Annotated in this window: 21 protein-coding genes; all 21 read right to left on the reverse strand. The window is 65.1% G+C overall.

All coding sequences use genetic code 11. The features are described from left to right. Positions 1 to 642 (reverse strand): S49 family peptidase (locus tag RMO51_RS01760; RefSeq protein WP_310391460.1); only part of this gene is annotated, 642 nt, incomplete at its 3' end. 91 nt (positions 643 to 733) lie between these two features. Next, on the reverse strand, positions 734 to 1855 hold the full coding sequence (locus RMO51_RS01765) for an SGNH/GDSL hydrolase family protein (protein WP_310391462.1): 1122 nt from the start codon (positions 1853 to 1855) through the stop codon (positions 734 to 736). Between the two features lie 204 nt (positions 1856 to 2059). After that, entirely contained in the window at positions 2060 to 5152 is a 3093-nt protein-coding gene (locus RMO51_RS01770; protein WP_310391463.1) for a hypothetical protein, read from the reverse strand. Positions 5153 to 5165: 13 nt separating this feature from the next. Continuing rightward, positions 5166 to 5822: a hypothetical protein gene (locus RMO51_RS01775; protein ID WP_310391465.1), complete on the reverse strand. Its 657-nt coding sequence runs from the start codon at positions 5820 to 5822 to the stop codon at positions 5166 to 5168. A gap of 52 nt (positions 5823 to 5874) precedes the next feature. Continuing rightward, positions 5875 to 6351 carry a hypothetical protein gene (locus RMO51_RS01780; protein ID WP_310391466.1) on the reverse strand — a complete coding sequence of 159 codons (477 nt, stop codon included), beginning with the start codon at positions 6349 to 6351 and terminating at the stop codon, positions 5875 to 5877. Positions 6352 to 6643: 292 nt separating this feature from the next. Then, a complete protein-coding gene (locus RMO51_RS01785; RefSeq protein WP_310391468.1) occupies positions 6644 to 7036 on the reverse strand; it encodes a hypothetical protein in 393 nt (130 codons plus the stop codon). Next, the gene (locus RMO51_RS01790) at positions 7033 to 7479 is read right to left on the reverse strand and encodes a hypothetical protein (RefSeq protein WP_310391469.1); all 447 of its coding nucleotides are present in this window, start codon (positions 7477 to 7479) and stop codon (positions 7033 to 7035) included. The genes RMO51_RS01785 and RMO51_RS01790 overlap by 4 nt, the downstream gene beginning before the upstream one ends. Then, positions 7472 to 8728, reverse strand: coding sequence for a toprim domain-containing protein (locus RMO51_RS01795; protein WP_310391470.1), 1257 nt, complete (start codon positions 8726 to 8728; stop codon positions 7472 to 7474). The genes RMO51_RS01790 and RMO51_RS01795 overlap by 8 nt, the downstream gene beginning before the upstream one ends. Before the next feature lie 236 nt (positions 8729 to 8964). After that, positions 8965 to 9561, reverse strand: a complete 597-nt coding sequence (locus RMO51_RS01800) for a hypothetical protein (RefSeq protein ID WP_310391471.1) — start codon at positions 9559 to 9561, stop codon at positions 8965 to 8967. A gap of 169 nt (positions 9562 to 9730) precedes the next feature. After that, a complete protein-coding gene (locus RMO51_RS01805) occupies positions 9731 to 9976 on the reverse strand; it encodes a hypothetical protein (RefSeq protein WP_310391472.1) in 246 nt (81 codons plus the stop codon). Then, a complete protein-coding gene (locus tag RMO51_RS01810) occupies positions 9969 to 10190 on the reverse strand; it encodes a hypothetical protein (protein WP_310391473.1) in 222 nt (73 codons plus the stop codon). Before RMO51_RS01810 ends, RMO51_RS01805 begins: the two co-directional genes overlap by 8 nt. Beyond that, positions 10183 to 10347, reverse strand: coding sequence for a hypothetical protein (locus tag RMO51_RS01815; protein ID WP_310391474.1), 165 nt, complete (start codon positions 10345 to 10347; stop codon positions 10183 to 10185). Before RMO51_RS01815 ends, RMO51_RS01810 begins: the two co-directional genes overlap by 8 nt. Continuing rightward, positions 10340 to 10546, reverse strand: a complete 207-nt coding sequence (locus RMO51_RS01820; RefSeq protein WP_310391475.1) for a hypothetical protein — start codon at positions 10544 to 10546, stop codon at positions 10340 to 10342. The genes RMO51_RS01815 and RMO51_RS01820 overlap by 8 nt, the downstream gene beginning before the upstream one ends. Next, the gene (locus RMO51_RS01825; RefSeq protein ID WP_310391476.1) at positions 10539 to 12254 is read right to left on the reverse strand and encodes a ParB/RepB/Spo0J family partition protein; all 1716 of its coding nucleotides are present in this window, start codon (positions 12252 to 12254) and stop codon (positions 10539 to 10541) included. Before RMO51_RS01825 ends, RMO51_RS01820 begins: the two co-directional genes overlap by 8 nt. After that, positions 12247 to 12630, reverse strand: coding sequence for a hypothetical protein (locus RMO51_RS01830; RefSeq protein ID WP_310391477.1), 384 nt, complete (start codon positions 12628 to 12630; stop codon positions 12247 to 12249). Before RMO51_RS01830 ends, RMO51_RS01825 begins: the two co-directional genes overlap by 8 nt. After that, on the reverse strand, positions 12623 to 12964 hold the full coding sequence (locus RMO51_RS01835) for a hypothetical protein (protein ID WP_310391478.1): 342 nt from the start codon (positions 12962 to 12964) through the stop codon (positions 12623 to 12625). The genes RMO51_RS01830 and RMO51_RS01835 overlap by 8 nt, the downstream gene beginning before the upstream one ends. Positions 12965 to 12966: 2 nt before the next feature. Continuing rightward, complete coding sequence (locus RMO51_RS01840; RefSeq protein ID WP_310391479.1) at positions 12967 to 13233, reverse strand: hypothetical protein; 267 nt, start codon at positions 13231 to 13233, stop codon at positions 12967 to 12969. 44 nt (positions 13234 to 13277) lie between these two features. After that, positions 13278 to 13670: a hypothetical protein gene (locus RMO51_RS01845; protein WP_310391481.1), complete on the reverse strand. Its 393-nt coding sequence runs from the start codon at positions 13668 to 13670 to the stop codon at positions 13278 to 13280. After that, entirely contained in the window at positions 13660 to 13923 is a 264-nt protein-coding gene (locus RMO51_RS01850) for a hypothetical protein (RefSeq protein WP_310391482.1), read from the reverse strand. The genes RMO51_RS01845 and RMO51_RS01850 overlap by 11 nt, the downstream gene beginning before the upstream one ends. Before the next feature lie 4 nt (positions 13924 to 13927). After that, the gene (locus tag RMO51_RS01855; protein ID WP_310391483.1) at positions 13928 to 14251 is read right to left on the reverse strand and encodes a hypothetical protein; all 324 of its coding nucleotides are present in this window, start codon (positions 14249 to 14251) and stop codon (positions 13928 to 13930) included. 6 nt (positions 14252 to 14257) lie between these two features. Then, a partial coding sequence (locus RMO51_RS01860; protein WP_310391485.1) for a hypothetical protein occupies positions 14258 to 14523 on the reverse strand: 266 nt, incomplete at its 5' end.

A 14523-nucleotide genomic window follows, 5' to 3' on the forward strand; every position in this document is an offset into this window, starting at 1 on the left:
GACGCCCATCTTCTCGAGCACGGGCTGGTAGTCGACGAGCGAGGCCATCACGCCCACGCTGCCCACCGAGCAGCTCACGTTGTTGAGCACGATGAGGTCCGTGCCGGAGGCGGCCGAGTAGGCGGCCGAGGCAATCATGCCATCGGAATACGCCACGACGGGCTTCTTGAGGCCCGCGATGATGGAATTGAACTCAATCATGCCGTCCACGGCGCCGCCGCCGGAGTCGATGTCGAGCAGGATGGCGGCAATGTTTTCGTGGGCGTCGGCCTCCTGCAGCTGGCGGCCGAGGCTGGCCGTGCCGGCCGTGTCCTCGCACAGGCCCCACTGGTCGGCCTTCATCATCACGCCCTTGATTTGCACCACGGCCACGGAGCCCGGCTGGGCGTCGTCGTAGCTTTTGCGGCGGCTGCGCACGGCCACCGGCGGGCTGGCCGCCGTCAGGTTCAGCTTGCCCACCCCTTCGGGGTTGAGCGTGGCCAGGAGCACCGCGGCCTCCGGCCGCGCAGTGGGCGTTGCGTCGGCCGCCAGGCCCTCGCCGTTGAGCAGCTGCGCCACGCGGGGCAAGTACCCCATCACGGTTTGGTGCTCGACCGCGAACGGGCCTTTTAAAATAGCGGATAGCAGGTGGTTGACGCGCATCGGGCAGGGCAGAATTCCCTACAAAGCTGCCGGCGCCCGGAACGCATAAAAAGGACACGAAAAAGCCCCGCCTGGTGAGGCGGGGCTCATGCTAAGAAAACAACTGCGGGCAGCTTTTTCGAAGTAGCTCGGCTATTTGCTGGTTACCGAGCCGCGTTGGATGCGCGATGTCCACCATTTTCCCGTTGGCCACCGTCATCTGCGACCACCCAGCGGTCCACGTATCCACGAAGCCTTCGTACTGGCTGGCCAGGGCGTGGTTGTACGTGCCCCGCTGGCCCGGGTCGCCTCCGTCTGGCGTGGGCAGAAGCAGCACCTGGGTGCCAGCGCCCTGCAAGGTGTCAACAAACTGCCTGACCAGGGGTAGCGTGGACGAATCGGAGGTGCGCGCTCCATCGTTGGTGCCTATTTGCAGAAAAGCGAAACGTGGCGCGATGCGGATAATTTCCGGCAGATTATCCACCACGTCCCGGGTCGTGTCGTAGCCGCCAGCCATCACCTGAATGCGCTTCTTGGTGTGAGCGCGCAGCAGGTAGGCGGGTATCTGCGTGGGCTGCCCAGCGTAGTACCCGGCCGTGATGGAATCCCCCACAAAGAGAATTTCCGGGTTGCTGTACTCGGTTGTTGATGCCGTAAAGCGGCGCAGCTGCGCCGCAGCAGGACTGGTCAGGGCAGCCGAGTAAAGGAATATATTGGGGCGGACAAACCCTTTTGCCCCCGCTACTACTGCGTAGGGCGTGGTAAAATCGTACTCAAAGGAAACGCAGCTTATGACGCGGCCGGATTGCTGCAGTACAGCTTCCACCGTTCCCTCCACCATGTGCAGGAGCAGGGCAAAGGCCCCCAGCCGGGCCGGGGCCGGTGCGCTGGCGGCCACCACGCCAATCTTGCCCGCCTCGTCGAGTCCGACAATTTTGAGCCGACCGGCGGTGAGGTCCCAATACGCGTAGGTTGAGCATTTTTGGTCCGGGTTCCGCTGGCTTTGCACGCCCACGGCGACCCCGCCAACGGTGCTTTTCACGTCGAATTCCAGGGCCACCGTATAATTGCGCAGCGTGCTTTTGCCGTACTGCGTGTGGGTAAGGGTGTGGCCGAAATCGCCTTTGCGCTCCTGGCTCCAGTTCGTCAGGCTGCTGAAGGTTTCGTCAATAAACTTGCCGATGGGTTGGGCGGCCGCGGCGGGTCTGGGCCCCACTTTTTTGCAGCGGCACATGACCAGGATAAAGGGAAGGGAAGCGAGGAATGCCCGGCGGCTGATAGAATACATAGACCTGTAATTAGCACCGAAACTAATGGGAAAAGCCCTGACCGATGCAATTCACGGCTTTTTTGGCGCAAGAAACACCCCCTTACGACTTCACCGCCACGTAATTGACGGGATGGGCAAGGTTACGTTCTGGCAGCCCATGGCAGTTGGTTAAGCGGCGACAAGTCCGGTCCCAAGCTGCGGCTTGTACATCTTGGCCGTGGCGTTGCAAAACAGGACGGCTGTCGGGAAGGCGTCGCCCGCGAATGCCTGGCCAAACTGATAAGCAATTGCCCACGCCAACTTGTCTTCGCTTTGTTCCAGAAAAGCACTTCCGTCGCTTATGATTCGGATGCGGAGCCAATGCCCAATCGGCAGGGCCATGATTTTACGTCCGTAAAGTTGGATTCCCGGCGTGTTGCCGTCCTGGTCAACCCCCGTGTCTTTTACGTATACGTCGCCCGTGCCAGGGTCCAGGAACATGCCAACGGGCAATAAGCGGGCGGTGGTGGTGGCCTCTTTACTGGTGTTCCAGCCAAGCACGGCGTTGCCCGCGCCAGTGACTGTGTTTTGCATCATCACGTACGCCTCTGCCCCGGCCGGACGCTTCCAGTTGGCCACGCCGCTTTCTTTGTAGCCCGTGTCGTCTCCGATTGCGTCGTTCGCGCTGGTGGTTAACAACTCGTTTGCGTACACCAGCGTGCCGGTGTTGTTTGGGAAAAGCAGCGCGGCGCCCGGTACGGAATCGCCCGCTGCACCAGTTGAAAAGTTGAAGCCCGCGCTGATTTTTGGCGCCGATTGCGCGTACCCAAGGGTGCTTGGGTGAACCGGGTCGTATAGTTCGTTGGTCAGGGTTGAACCATCCAGGTACCAAACAAAGGAATCCCGGCCGTTACGCGCGCTTTCTATGCCCGCGCGCATGCTTGGCGCGCTCTCCAGCTTGTCGTTGCCGGCCTCAATCGTGGTCAGGTAGGGCGACACAAGCAATATCTTCACGTTGGGCTTGCGGGATTTGAGCTCGTCAAAGAACAGGCCGACCATTGCACCCATCTGCGCGCCGGTTGCCTGACGGGTAGCCCAGTCGTTGATGCCGTCAGTACCGAACAAATACACGGGGTTGCTGGTGTTGCCCCAGCAAGCAACGGCCTCGTCAGCTCGCAAGCTGCGCTTTGCGGCCGTGTCGTATCGGTTGCTGACGTAGGCGCCGCCCGCGCCAACCAGCTTGAAGGTGTAGGAGGGCCGCAGGGGTTTCATTTTGCCGATGTGACCCGTCAAATACGGTGCGTCAGATTGGATGCCGCCGCCGGTTGAGTCGCTCTCGGCAACGACAACGGTTGGGCCGTCTGTGATGTTGGTGAGCTCAACGGCGGTGATAGCCGTGCCGAAAATCTCAACGCTCACCACGCAAGCGCCCCACAGCACACCCGTCGACCCGTAATTTTGCACGTAGGAGTTGTAGAAATCCGTCACCCGGGTGCCCGTGCCTGGCAACGGAACGGTGATGTACTGAATGGAGCCCGCCTCGGTGTCGGCCGCAATGCCCGTCACCGAGGCGATTTGCGTGCCGTTGGGCATGGTCACCGGCGCGCCGTCGTCCACGATACCGATGCCGACGGGGCTGCGATTGGTGTCGTTATTGGGAGCAAATTGAGCGTCCGTGCTCCCTGTTGGGTTGTTGGGCAGGTTGGACCAAACGCCAATTTTGGCACTGGTGCCGTTGTGCTGAAGGGAAGCGTAGGAAAACTGCGAAAAAGCAAGGTGGCCGTTTCCCGCCGCAAGGGTGCCGGCGTTGGCGTTGTACTTCGTGATGGGCACCAGCGCCGAGGCGGCGTTGCTCGGCGGGGTGCGGTCGAGCAGGTAGGCGTACAGAGCGCTTGAGGTAGAAAAGGGCGGATGCGTACCGTATTGGTTTTCGGCAATGGCTTCAAAGCCCCCGGCCCCCGGGACCACCGGCTCCACTTCCACCACCGTTGACGGGTCGGCCGGGTGCAAGAGCCGTGACCCGTTGCGCAGGATAATCTTGCCGCCCGGGGTGCTGCAAAACCCGCCCGAGCCGACACCCACCCCGAAGTTTACCACGTCACAGCCGTCAAATACGACGGTTGCGGTTTGCTCAAAAAAGAAGATTTGGCCGTTAAAAATGCCGCCTTGCACCCGGATGACCGAATTGACGCTCGGCCGGCAAAACAGCCGGCAGCGCAGCAGCAGCCGGTTGTTCTTTATCACCGCCCCATCGAAGGCATTCAGGTCCTGGTCTTGTAAATCAAGCGGGTAGTGGTTGCAGTCGATGGTCTTGCCGCCGAGGAAAAAGTAATCCGATTTTTGCGGGCGATTCAAGTAGACCGTGCCGCCGACGTCAATCAGGTTGGTGGCCGCCTCCAGCGTGGCGGCCGTGTTGCCCGTGATGCCGGCGGCGCTGCGGGTGACGATGGGGCTCGTGTCGGCAAAGGCCTTGCGCACCGCGTCCAGGTTGGCCAGCTGAAACTTGCCGGCCGTGGCCGGGGCGGTGGGCGCGGTGGGCGCGCCCGAAAAAGCCGGCGAGTTCAGGCCGGCCTTGCCGTTGAGCTGCTGAGCGACGGCCTGTACCTGGGCCCGGAGCTGGGTGTCGTCGTAGAGGGCCGCGCTGGCCAAGGGCGAGAAGGGCTTGTAAACCGGGTCGTCGTCCGCCCCGGTTGGTTCCGGGTGCTGAAAGCCCACGCTGTCGGCCCGCCACTCGAAGAGGCGCGTCTCGCCGCCGGCAAAGGTGAACTGCACCACGTCGCCGGCCCGGTAGGGAAAGTCTTCCAGCACCAGCACCGGAAACGAGGCCGTTTTCTCCGCCTCGCTCCCGCTCACCTGCACCCAGCGCGTGGGCGTGCGGGTCGTGGTGGTGGGCGCCACGTCGGTCAGCGCGCTCACCGGGCCGCGGGAGTCGCGGATGAGCTGGTAGGTGATGGAGGGCGCCACGGCCCCGGCGGCGGCCGAGGCGGCGTCGGTGCCGTTCACGGCCACGGCGTTCATGCCCGCCACCAGGTAGAGGGCCGGGATGGTGCCCAGCGAGTCGGTGAACGGCACCGGGTACGTACTGCCCTTCACGCGGCGGGTGGTCAGCTCCTTCCAGTTGGCAAACACCTTAACCAGGTCGTTCTTAAACTCGCGGAAGTCGCCCTCCCGGATGTCCTGGAAGGTGTTGTCGGCGAAGCGCAGGTCCCACTTGGCAACGAAATCGGGGATGTTGAGTTGGGCGACGGCCGTGTCGGGCAGCGGCGTGGGGTTGGCGGCCATGGCTTGTTGAATGCTATTGAATGGTTAACGCGACCCGGAAGCCGCTGCTGATGACCAGGTCCTTGCCCGCCGGCACCAGGGCCATGACGTTGCCCCGGCGGTCGAGCACGCGCACGGCCGTGCCGGGCACCGGCCCTGCCACGCCGGGCGGCGCGAAGGCCCCGCCGTAGTAGGGCCCGCGCTCGGGCGTCTCGCCCAGCAGCTGCACGTCGATGCCGGCGCGGGTGGCCACGCCCGCGCCCTCCGTGCCGGCCAGCAGCCGCAGGTAGGCCTGGCGCGTGCCGAGCAGGCGCAGCTGGCCGTTGGCCTGGCGCACGAGCAGCAGCAGGTGCCGGCGGTCGAGCGCCTCGAGGCCGCCGAGCACGCCGGCGGTGGGCTGCGGCCGCTGGCCGGTCACCTTCACCTGGTAGGTGGTGCCGCTGCGCCCCTGCTTGGGCACCTCGGCCACCTTCAGGGTCTGCTGGGTGAGCTTGAGCTCCACCCAGCCGGCGCCGGGCCGCAGGGCCAGGTCGCCCACGACGGCGCCGCCCACCACCACCGGGTCGCGCAGCAGGTCCTCCACCGGCAGGTAGTAGAGGTTGAGGTAGCCGGCCAGGTCCGGGTTGGGCAGCTGCTCAATCGGGGCGAGCGTGGGCGGGGGCAGCAGCGCGTTGGAGGAGAGAAAAGCCAAGGGACAATCGGTAAATTTTTAGGGACAATTGCTGGAGCAAAAGGGACAACTGCTAGAGTGCCGCCTGCGGCAGGACCGGGGCGCCGAACCCCGGCGCGGCGAACCCGGGCCGGGGCAGGGCCCGCAGGTCCTTGGTCAGCTGCTTGAGCTGGGCGGCGCCGCTCAGGTGGCGCGCCCGCTTGCGGGCCGTCTTGGCCTCGGCCGCGTAGCGCTTCCAGGAACGGGCCAGCGTGTCGGCCGGCACGTCCTCTTCCTGCAGGTCGTACTTGAGCATGAACGTTTCGATGGCGTGGGTCGCCGACGAGCCCAGGTCGGTGATTAGCTCCACGTGGGCGTGCAGCTCGGCGAAGAGCAGCTCCTTGCCGAACTTGTTGAACTGGTAGATGGTCTTGCCCGTCATCGGCTTGAGGCCGAACTTGCGCGGGTTGTAGAGCCCGAAATGCACCACGAAGCGCTTGTCGAATTTCTTGATGATTTCGTCGCGCCGCGCGTCGCGCACCGGGCGGCGGAGCAGCTGGAAAAGCAGCAACCCGAAGTGGTCGCTTTCGGAAAGAAAATAGGCCTTTCCGAGGTGTTTGTGGAGGTATTTTAGAACGTGCGGCTGTACGGGAATCGAAAGCGTTGAGCTATCCACGGGGGTAAGGCGTAAAATAATATGAATCAAACTTAGAAGATTACACAAACGCTGCAAAGGACCGGCCAAAAGCCCCGCCGAAGCAATCGTAACTGGCTGAAAACGGCGAAGAACCGGACCGGAACAACCACTGGCTGGCCCAGCGGCGCGGGCCCGGCCCTCGTCTTAATGCAGGAGCGCGGGGCGGTCACTTGAATTTGAAGAATTGAGCCAGGTTGAGCGACTGCTGGTGAAATTTTCCCATCACCACCCGCAGCTGCAGTTGCTCGATGCGGCTGAGCTCGCAGTGAGGCAGGCTGAGTCGGTAGTAGAGCAGGACGGCCAGCTGGTCGTAGCTCACGCGAAAACGGCGGGGTTTGGGCCGCTTGCCGGGCCGCAGGGGCGCGGCCAGTTCCCGTTGATGCAGCCGCGTCAGTTTGGTGGCCAAGGTCGCCAGCGCCGGCAGGGTGATGGCTTCCAGGTAGGGAACGGCCTGCTCGGCGTGGGTCACGTCGCGCACGAGCACGTCCAGGGCCTTGGCCAGGAGGCCAGCCTCGCCGCGCTCGAGCTCGATGAATTGGTCAAGGTGCGCCAGTCTCACGAGTGAAGCAGCTTAAGGTCCGAATTCATCACCCGCTCAAAGAAGGTCTGCTGCCGCTCCTGGTCGTACTGGTAGGGCATCAGGACCTGCAGTAGCTCGACTTGGCTGAGCGCAATCATGTCCAGCTGAATCTGCGCCCACTCGTGCAGGGTGCGCCAGGCCGTGCGCTCCGCCTGCGCGCGCAGCTGCGCCCGCTTCCTGGCGTCGAGGTTGCGCGTGGTGGCCACGAACTGCTGGTACACCAGGTCCGTGTTCACCGGCAGCTTAAAGGCCAGCGGCACGTCCCCTAACTTGATTTGAAAAAAGAAGCCCTCACATTGCTTGGTGGCTTCGTTGAAAAACTTGCTGGTGGTGGTGGCGCCGGCCTGCACCAGCAGCTGCTCGATGGCCGCCTGGCTTTTGACGGCGGGGACCACAGAGGTGTAGTTACGGAGCTTACTCATCTTCGGATTCATCAAAAACTGGTGGCACATATTCCGGGTCGACCGGCATCGTCTGGTAGCGGCCAGCCCATTCTAAAATCTTGAATTCTCGCCCCTGGGTGCGCTCGCACAGCCGGAAGTAGCAGAGCTGGTCGCCCAGCTGGTTCCGCAGCACGCGCAGCTGCTCCAGGCCGTCCTCGTCGTTGGTGTAGGAGTAGAAGGTGCACTCCCGCTTGCGGTTGGCCTTGATGCGCGTGCCCGGGGCGCGCTCGTCGAACACCGCCCACAGCCAGTACCGCTGGGTCTGGCTCTGCTTGCTCGGCTCGGCCCGGCGCGCCGGCAGCGGCTTGGTTGGCGGCGTACCGGTGAGGAAGTCGTTGAAGTCCTTGAAGCCCCGGTAGAGCTCGTTGTGGGCCTTCACCTTGCCCGGCATGGCCTGGCGCAGCACGTTCAGGGCGCGCTCGCCGGCGGCGTCGTTGTCGCCGCACCAGTGCACCTGCTCGTGCTCCAGCAGCTGCGGCAGGGCCAGGCCCAGCAAATTCACCGAATTGAGAATCAGAACCGTGCTGCTGAAGGAGGACTTATTCCAGTGGGTGAGCGCGCTCAGGTAGTCCATGAAGCCCTCGAACACCACCACGCCCGGCTCCGGGCCCGGCAGCCAGGTCAGGCCCTTCTCCCCGATGCAGCCCTGGAAGCGGGCGTTGCGCACCTCCAGCCCGCCGCTCGTTTTCCAGGAAACCGCGAAATAGGGCTTCGGGCGGGGCTTGCCGTCAATCTGGTAGAACACCTGCTGCAGGTGGGCCAGCGTGCGGCTGCTGCGCTGCACCAGGCCCCAGTCGATGCCACGGCCGGTGAGGTAGGCCACCAGCGGCGCCCAGGTCAGGGGCTCAGTGCGCACGTCGGTGAAGGTGATGGCCCCGCTGGCCACCGTGCGGCCGGCAGCGCGCGGCAACCCCTCGGCCGACACCAGGTCGCTCATCCACTGGGCCAGGGCCTGCAGCGCCACCCGCAGGTCGAACCCGGTCAGGCGCATCACCAGCTTGAGCACGTCGCCACCGTAGGCTTTTTTGCCGGGCTCGGGCGCCTCGCCGAAGTCGACCCAGTTGTTCTTGGGCTCGCACACCACGAAGCTGGGGGTGCTTTCTTCCCGGAAGGGCGAGAGAAAGTAATGGTTGCCCCCGCGCGCCTGCCCCAGGGGCTCGTGCCCCAGCCGGGACAAGAGCACCAGGAGCGGAATCTGCTTCGCGGTGGCGGTAGTGAAGGCCTGCACAGGGCGGGTTTTTAAAATATTTGGCAATAGCAGCCCCAACCCACGCCGGCGGTCGGCGCGGTGGGTGCCGGGCGGACCGACTTTCGGCCGCCCCCCGTTCTTTTTTTTTCAGCCGGCCGCGGTTTATCCCCGCCTGGGCTGTGGAAAATCCGTCTGGAAACCGACGTTCCTATGCTTCATAGTATTTATGGAGGTCCAGAACTATAAAGCTATCTTTTATGCCCGCTTTGGCTTTTTTAAGTACGCCGCGGGGCGTTTTGCGTGAATTTTTGGCTGAGGAAGTTGCCGATGTCCAGCAGGGTGGCTAGGCCCCCGCCAGGGCCCGCCAGAGCGCCGGAAGCGGCCGCTGGCGCGGGGCGCGGGGCGGGGGCGGCCACGGCCGTCGCTGCGCCCTTGACCTCGTCAAACACGAGCAATTCGGGGTTAATCAGCAGCTGCAGCCCGCCCTTGATTTGCACTTTGGCCCGCAGGAAGCCGTGCTCGATGAGGGTGAGGATGTGCCGGTAGGCCGTTTTGGGGTCCCGGTTCCTGCAGCGCTTGGCCAGCGAGGTGCGCGTGGTGCGGATGGCCACGTTGATGGCGCTGTCGGCCTGGCGCCACTCCTTCATAAAAATGGCCACGATCTCCTTTAGGGTATGATACACGTTGCCCTTGAGCTGCGGCAGCTTAAACGAGTAGCTGGGCTCCATTGCGGCCGCCAGGTGCGCCGGCAGCGCGTCGGGCCGGATGCCCGCCGGGTTATTGAAGTAGTGGTACAGCCGCGCATAGGTTTTGTCATAATTGATGCGGGGCTTGAGCAGGGCCGTGAGCAGGGTATGGGGGGGGCGATTCATGAAAATAGGATTGAGGAGATAAGATTAAGGGGAGCTCCCCGGCCGGCTTCGATGCCGGCGTACCCCGGGGGAGGTGGCGGAGGGGAGCCAACGCCCAGGGTACCTCGCCTCACGACGGGGAGTTTTTAACTAGTTCATTTTGTGCGCGATAGGCAGGACAAACCACGCATCAGGATGGGCCAGAAGTCAAGTCATTGAGAATGTTTAGTTGCGCGCTGGGTTCGTCGGGGACAAAGTGGGTGATGGATTTAGGCACCGGCTCGGGCCCCGAGCGCTCCAGCTCACCGAACACCAGCCAGCGCAGGGTGAGCAGGCGCCTGCGGCCCGCCTCGTCGGCGGGCCGCTGGGCGTTAAGCCAGGTCAGCAGCTCGCCGGCCGGGGTGAACATGGCGGGCCAGGGGGCGGAGTCAGGCACGGGAGCGGGCGGTTTCTTCGGTGAGGGCAATGCGGGCCTGGATGCGGTCCCGGGTGGATTGGTAAGCCTCCAGGCACTGCTGGAGCTTGTCTTCGTTCTCGAAGCGGAACACCTGGGGCTGCTGCTCCAGCTGGGCCTCCAGCTCGGCGATGAGCCGGTTGACCTTGCGCAAGTCCCGGCGCATCTCGGGCAGCTGGTCGAGCGGCTCAGCCATCGCGCGCCTCCTTCCGGATGTCGTCCAGGTAGCGGCCGAAGACCTGGGCGTCTTCGATGCCGGCGTCGTAGCCGCGGTGGTAGGCCCAGCGCTGGAGGCAAAAGGCGAGCAGCCCGTTGACCAGGAAAGTGAGCAGGATGAGGAGCCAGCTAGGCACGGGCCACCTCCTTCCAGGGGTTGTGCACGCCCAGCGACAGGCCCAATTGCTTCTGGAGGCGCCGGCAGGCCCGCGCAGCGTCTGCGGGGCGCGTGTAGCTCAGGTGCGACTCCATCTTGACCACATTGTCGGCGCCCACCAGCTCGAAGCGGTAGTCGGCGAAACCGTGCTTGTAAAGGGTGAAATAGGGCTCAAGCACCGGGCACCCCCTTTCCGGCTGCCTGGGCGTCCAGGCGTTTAACTGTGGCAGCCAGCTTCGCATCCAGCTCCTCCTCGCTCATCTCCACCATCGGCTTGTCGGCCAGCCGGCGGGCCTTCGCTTCGGCCACTTCTGCGTCGAGCAGCTCGGGGGTCCAGCCCTGGGCGGCCGCCAGCTTGGGGATGTGAGAATCGTACTCGGAGGTGTGCCAGCCCACGAGCCACATGTCCAGCAGCATGGGCAGGAGCTGCGTGGTTGGCATGGCGGCCACTTGCCGGGCGATAGCCTGTTTGCGCTCGGTGCTGTAGCTGCCGCCTTGTCCAAAGAGCTCATCGGGCCAGTTGTACACCTGCTGCAGCACCTGGCGCTTGGCCTTGGTCAGCGTGTACTCCAGCTGCTGCACCAGCACCTCGATCAAAACCGCGTCCCGAAGGGCCGGCACGGCCTGAATGCCTTCCTGCAGCTTTTGGTAGGCCCGGTTCATCTGCCGATTCTTCGCAACGGTCGCGGCCTTTTCCTGCCGCGACTTCTCCTTCTCGGCAGCCTCCTGTGCCTGGCGGGCGCCCACCGGGTCGGCCGCTTGGGCCAGCTCCGCTTTCACGAGCACGTGCACGAGCTGCCCGGCTTGGTGGCCGTCCATGACAATGGCCTGGCGGAACCGGCCGGACTCCAGCACCTCGGGGGCGATTTCGGTTTCCTCGGCCACCAACTGGTAATCGTAGCGGTTGAGCACGCCCGGCCGGCGGTTGCCCCACTCGTCGGTGATGCGCAGCACCGGGCCGCCGTCCAGCGTTTGCTCAATGAGGGCGAGCTGCCGCTCCAGGAAATTATTCCGCTTGGTTTCGAAGCAGCCTGCGTCCAGGCAGCGGTCGGTGCCCATGTCCTGGAACAGGTACAGGCAGTTGCCGGTACGCTTGGGGCAGGTGGTGCACGCGCCGGCCACGGGAAACAAGTCCGGGTCGTCCTTGGGAAAGGCCGCGGTGGCCAGGTTGCGGCTCAGCGAGTCCTTCACCCACCGGCGCACGCCGGCCGTGTCGTAGGTGCGCTTGCGGACCCCGCCGATTTCCACCCAGTCGGCGTGGTAGCCCTGGTTGAGCTGGGTTTGCGCCTGCTCCTGGTGCTCGGCCGCCAGCCGGGCCAGGGCGTGGGCACCGCCGAGCGGCAGCCGGCCTTCGCGCAGCGCTTCCTGCCAGGCGGGCACCAGCTGCACCAGCTGGGCCCGCTGCGCTACAAACCGCGGCGGCTTGCCGACAAGCAGGCCGATTTCTTCGGCCGTGTACCCCTGGCCGCTGGTCAGCAGTTCATCGAAGGCCACCGCTTCGTCGGCGGGGTGCACCTTTTCGCGCTGCAGGTTCTCCAGCAGCTGCACCTCCAGGAACTGGCGGTCGGTGAGCGGGCGGATGCCGGCCGGGATTTCCGTCAGCTCCGCCCGCTGGGCCGCGAAGAAGCGCCGGTGGCCGGCCGCCAGCTGGTAGCGGCCGGGCGCCTCCGGGTGCGGGCGCAGCGTGACGCTTTGCATCACCCCGTGGGCCCGGATGCTCTGGATGAGTTCGAGCATCGCCGGCTCGTCATAATGCTGGCGGGTGTTGCGCACCACGTCGATGCTGGCCAGCGGCACGTACTGCAGGGCGTGCTGGCCGGCCGCCGCTTCCAGTACTGGAGCCGGGGAAATGGGCGGCGAAATGCGGTTAGCGGCGCGCTTAGCCATTGTCCGGCCCTCCTTCCTGCAGCTCCTGGTTGGCGAAATCAATCAAGTCCTTCAGCACGTCGCCCAGGCCCTTGGCCAACTGCTTGGCCATGGCCGGGCTGCTGCCCAAGACCTGGATGCTCACCACGCACGAGTTGTCGGTCTGCACCATGTGCACGTGGTTGCGGCCGTCCTGCTGCTGGCTTAGGTCGAAACCGGCCCGGGCGCCGCGCAGCAGGTCCGTCTGCGACTCCAGCGCGGCCGCGATGCGCACCAGGGCGCTGGCCTGCACCTGCTCGGTCTTAAACCCGTCGTTGCCGCTGGGGTCCGTGAAACACGTCGTGCCCACCACCAGGGGCTGGCGCGAGAGTTCTTCGATGGGGAGGCGCTCAGCCATTGTCCGGCCCTCCTTTCTCGGCGCCCAGCACGCCGTCAATCTCGGCCAGGCGGGCTTGCAGGGCTTCCTGGTCGACGGCCAGGGCGTCTTCGGCCGCCGCGTCGGGCTGCCAGGTGCCGGCGCGGTAGAGGCTTAGGTAGCACCCGGCGAGGGCGAGCGCGGACCGGAGCACGCGGCGCTCCACGCCGAGGCGCTGGCGGCGGCGGGCGTCGGGGCGGGGCAGCTGCGAGAGGGGCAGCAGCTGCACCCGGTGGCCGAGGTGGGTCAGGTCCAGGGCGAGGTTCATCACCTTGGGGTCGGCCTGGGCCGAGGTGTAGAGGCGGAGGGGCTGCATGCTCAGGACGGGTTAAGCACGCTGGAACCATTCGCCTCGGCCGCGACCTCCTCCTGCATCTCCTCCATCCGCCCTTTGTGGACCTTGCGGATGGTCAAATAGGAGCACATTTTGTCAAAGAGCCGGTCGGCCCCGGGGGTGCCGTGCGCGGCGCTTTTGGCCTCGTCCGTAAGGCGGCCGACTTCGCGTTCGTAAAGGATGATGGCCTCCGCGTGGTCGGCCAAACTGAGTTCCATAAACTCGTCTGTAGTAAGGGTTTCGATGGACATGGCCTTGTGAGAAGGGGGTTGGTGAATGAAAAAATGAGGCGGGGTTAGGAAGCCAGGCGCATTCGCACGGCTTCGGGGGGCATGGCGGCCGGCTCGACCGCGGCGGGGGCGGCCAGCACCGGGGCCGGCAGGGTGGTCAGGTCGAAGGGCTCGCCCCGCTCGTAGGCCAGCAGGGCCGGCCAGGGAATGCGCGGCTCGCAGGTGAAGTAGTAGGCCTGCAGCTTCACGACGCCGCCCGTTTTGCCGGTCTTGCCGCTTTTAATCCAGCGGCGGACGGTGGCCACGTCGACGTCGACCGCGGCGGCCAGCTTGGCCACGCTGTAGAGGACCACCTCCCCGGGGGCCGCGCCGGCCGGCACCAGCGCTTCGACGCGGGAGAGGATGGCGCGGAACCATTGGTCGGCCACGCCCACGGTGAGGAGGTCTTCAGCTTTCATCGGTCATGGCCGCCAGGGCCGTTTGCATTTTTGTAAAGTGCTCTTCCGCCCTTGGCTCAAAGGCGGCGTATTGCTCGTCGCGCAACTCCTCCTCCACGAAGCCTAGCCCCATTACCAGCTGCACGCCCTGCTCATTGCGGGTTTTCAGCTCTATCCGGTACGGGGCATCGTCGTCTTCATCCTCGCTGTTGACCCGCTGCACGAGCAGCTGACCGAGGGCTTCGAAGTCAAAGAGTTTGGCGAAGTGGCGCATGGGTTCAGGCGGCGTGGCGGGTGGCGGGCTGCAGCAGGCGGAAGTCGCCGCGGCAGTCGGTGAGGTCAATCTCCCGGATGCCGGCGGGCAGCGGGTTCACGAGCAGGACTTCCTCGGCCGTGCGGCCTTCCTCGGCCGCCGTGCGCATGGCCGCCGGCATCGAGCCGTGGACGTACACGGTCAGGTGGCCGGCCTTGTAGCAGTAGCCCAGGATGGCCTCCGGCCGGGCCACCGGCACGAGCATGGCGCCCGGCGCGAAGGCCGACACGCGCACGCGCTTGCCGGTGGTGGCGGTCAGGGAAATGGGGGGTGAAATCAGCTTGTGCATGGCGAATCAGGCGTGCACGCTGAAAGACCCGGCGTGCGGCTGCGCCAGGCGCAGCGCGTTGCGCTGCAGCCGGTGCCGGCGCCGTTGTTCGAGACTCACCACCAGGGCCGTCTCCTCGCGGAAACGCGGGTGCGTCAGGTTGATTTCGTCCGCGCGGCGCCGCAGCTCGGCCATGTCCGCCATCCGGACGACGGGGCAGGGCAGCAGGGTGCTTATCAGCTCGCTGTAATCGCGGATGCAGGCCCCGCGCGGCGCTTGCGGCGGCGCGGGTG

Source organism: Hymenobacter sp. (genome assembly GCF_031398885.1).
GTDB lineage: Bacteria > Bacteroidota > Bacteroidia > Cytophagales > Hymenobacteraceae > Hymenobacter.

Bases quoted from the DNA above. Each gene is read 5' to 3' on its own strand.
- RMO51_RS01765 (WP_310391462.1), bottom strand. From the start codon at position 1,855: ATGTGCCGCTGCAAAAAAGTGGGGCCCAGACCCGCCGCGGCCGCCCAA.
- RMO51_RS01770 (WP_310391463.1), bottom strand. From the start codon at position 5,152: ATGGCCGCCAACCCCACGCCGCTGCCCGACACGGCCGTCGCCCAACTC.
- RMO51_RS01790 (WP_310391469.1), bottom strand. From the start codon at position 7,479: ATGAGTAAGCTCCGTAACTACACCTCTGTGGTCCCCGCCGTCAAAAGC.
- RMO51_RS01800 (WP_310391471.1), bottom strand. From the start codon at position 9,561: ATGAATCGCCCCCCCCATACCCTGCTCACGGCCCTGCTCAAGCCCCGC.
- RMO51_RS01810 (WP_310391473.1), bottom strand. From the start codon at position 10,190: ATGGCTGAGCCGCTCGACCAGCTGCCCGAGATGCGCCGGGACTTGCGC.
- RMO51_RS01825 (WP_310391476.1), bottom strand. From the start codon at position 12,254: ATGGCTAAGCGCGCCGCTAACCGCATTTCGCCGCCCATTTCCCCGGCT.
- RMO51_RS01830 (WP_310391477.1), bottom strand. From the start codon at position 12,630: ATGGCTGAGCGCCTCCCCATCGAAGAACTCTCGCGCCAGCCCCTGGTG.
- RMO51_RS01835 (WP_310391478.1), bottom strand. From the start codon at position 12,964: ATGCAGCCCCTCCGCCTCTACACCTCGGCCCAGGCCGACCCCAAGGTG.
- RMO51_RS01840 (WP_310391479.1), bottom strand. From the start codon at position 13,233: ATGTCCATCGAAACCCTTACTACAGACGAGTTTATGGAACTCAGTTTG.
- RMO51_RS01845 (WP_310391481.1), bottom strand. From the start codon at position 13,670: ATGAAAGCTGAAGACCTCCTCACCGTGGGCGTGGCCGACCAATGGTTC.
- RMO51_RS01850 (WP_310391482.1), bottom strand. From the start codon at position 13,923: ATGCGCCACTTCGCCAAACTCTTTGACTTCGAAGCCCTCGGTCAGCTG.
- RMO51_RS01855 (WP_310391483.1), bottom strand. From the start codon at position 14,251: ATGCACAAGCTGATTTCACCCCCCATTTCCCTGACCGCCACCACCGGC.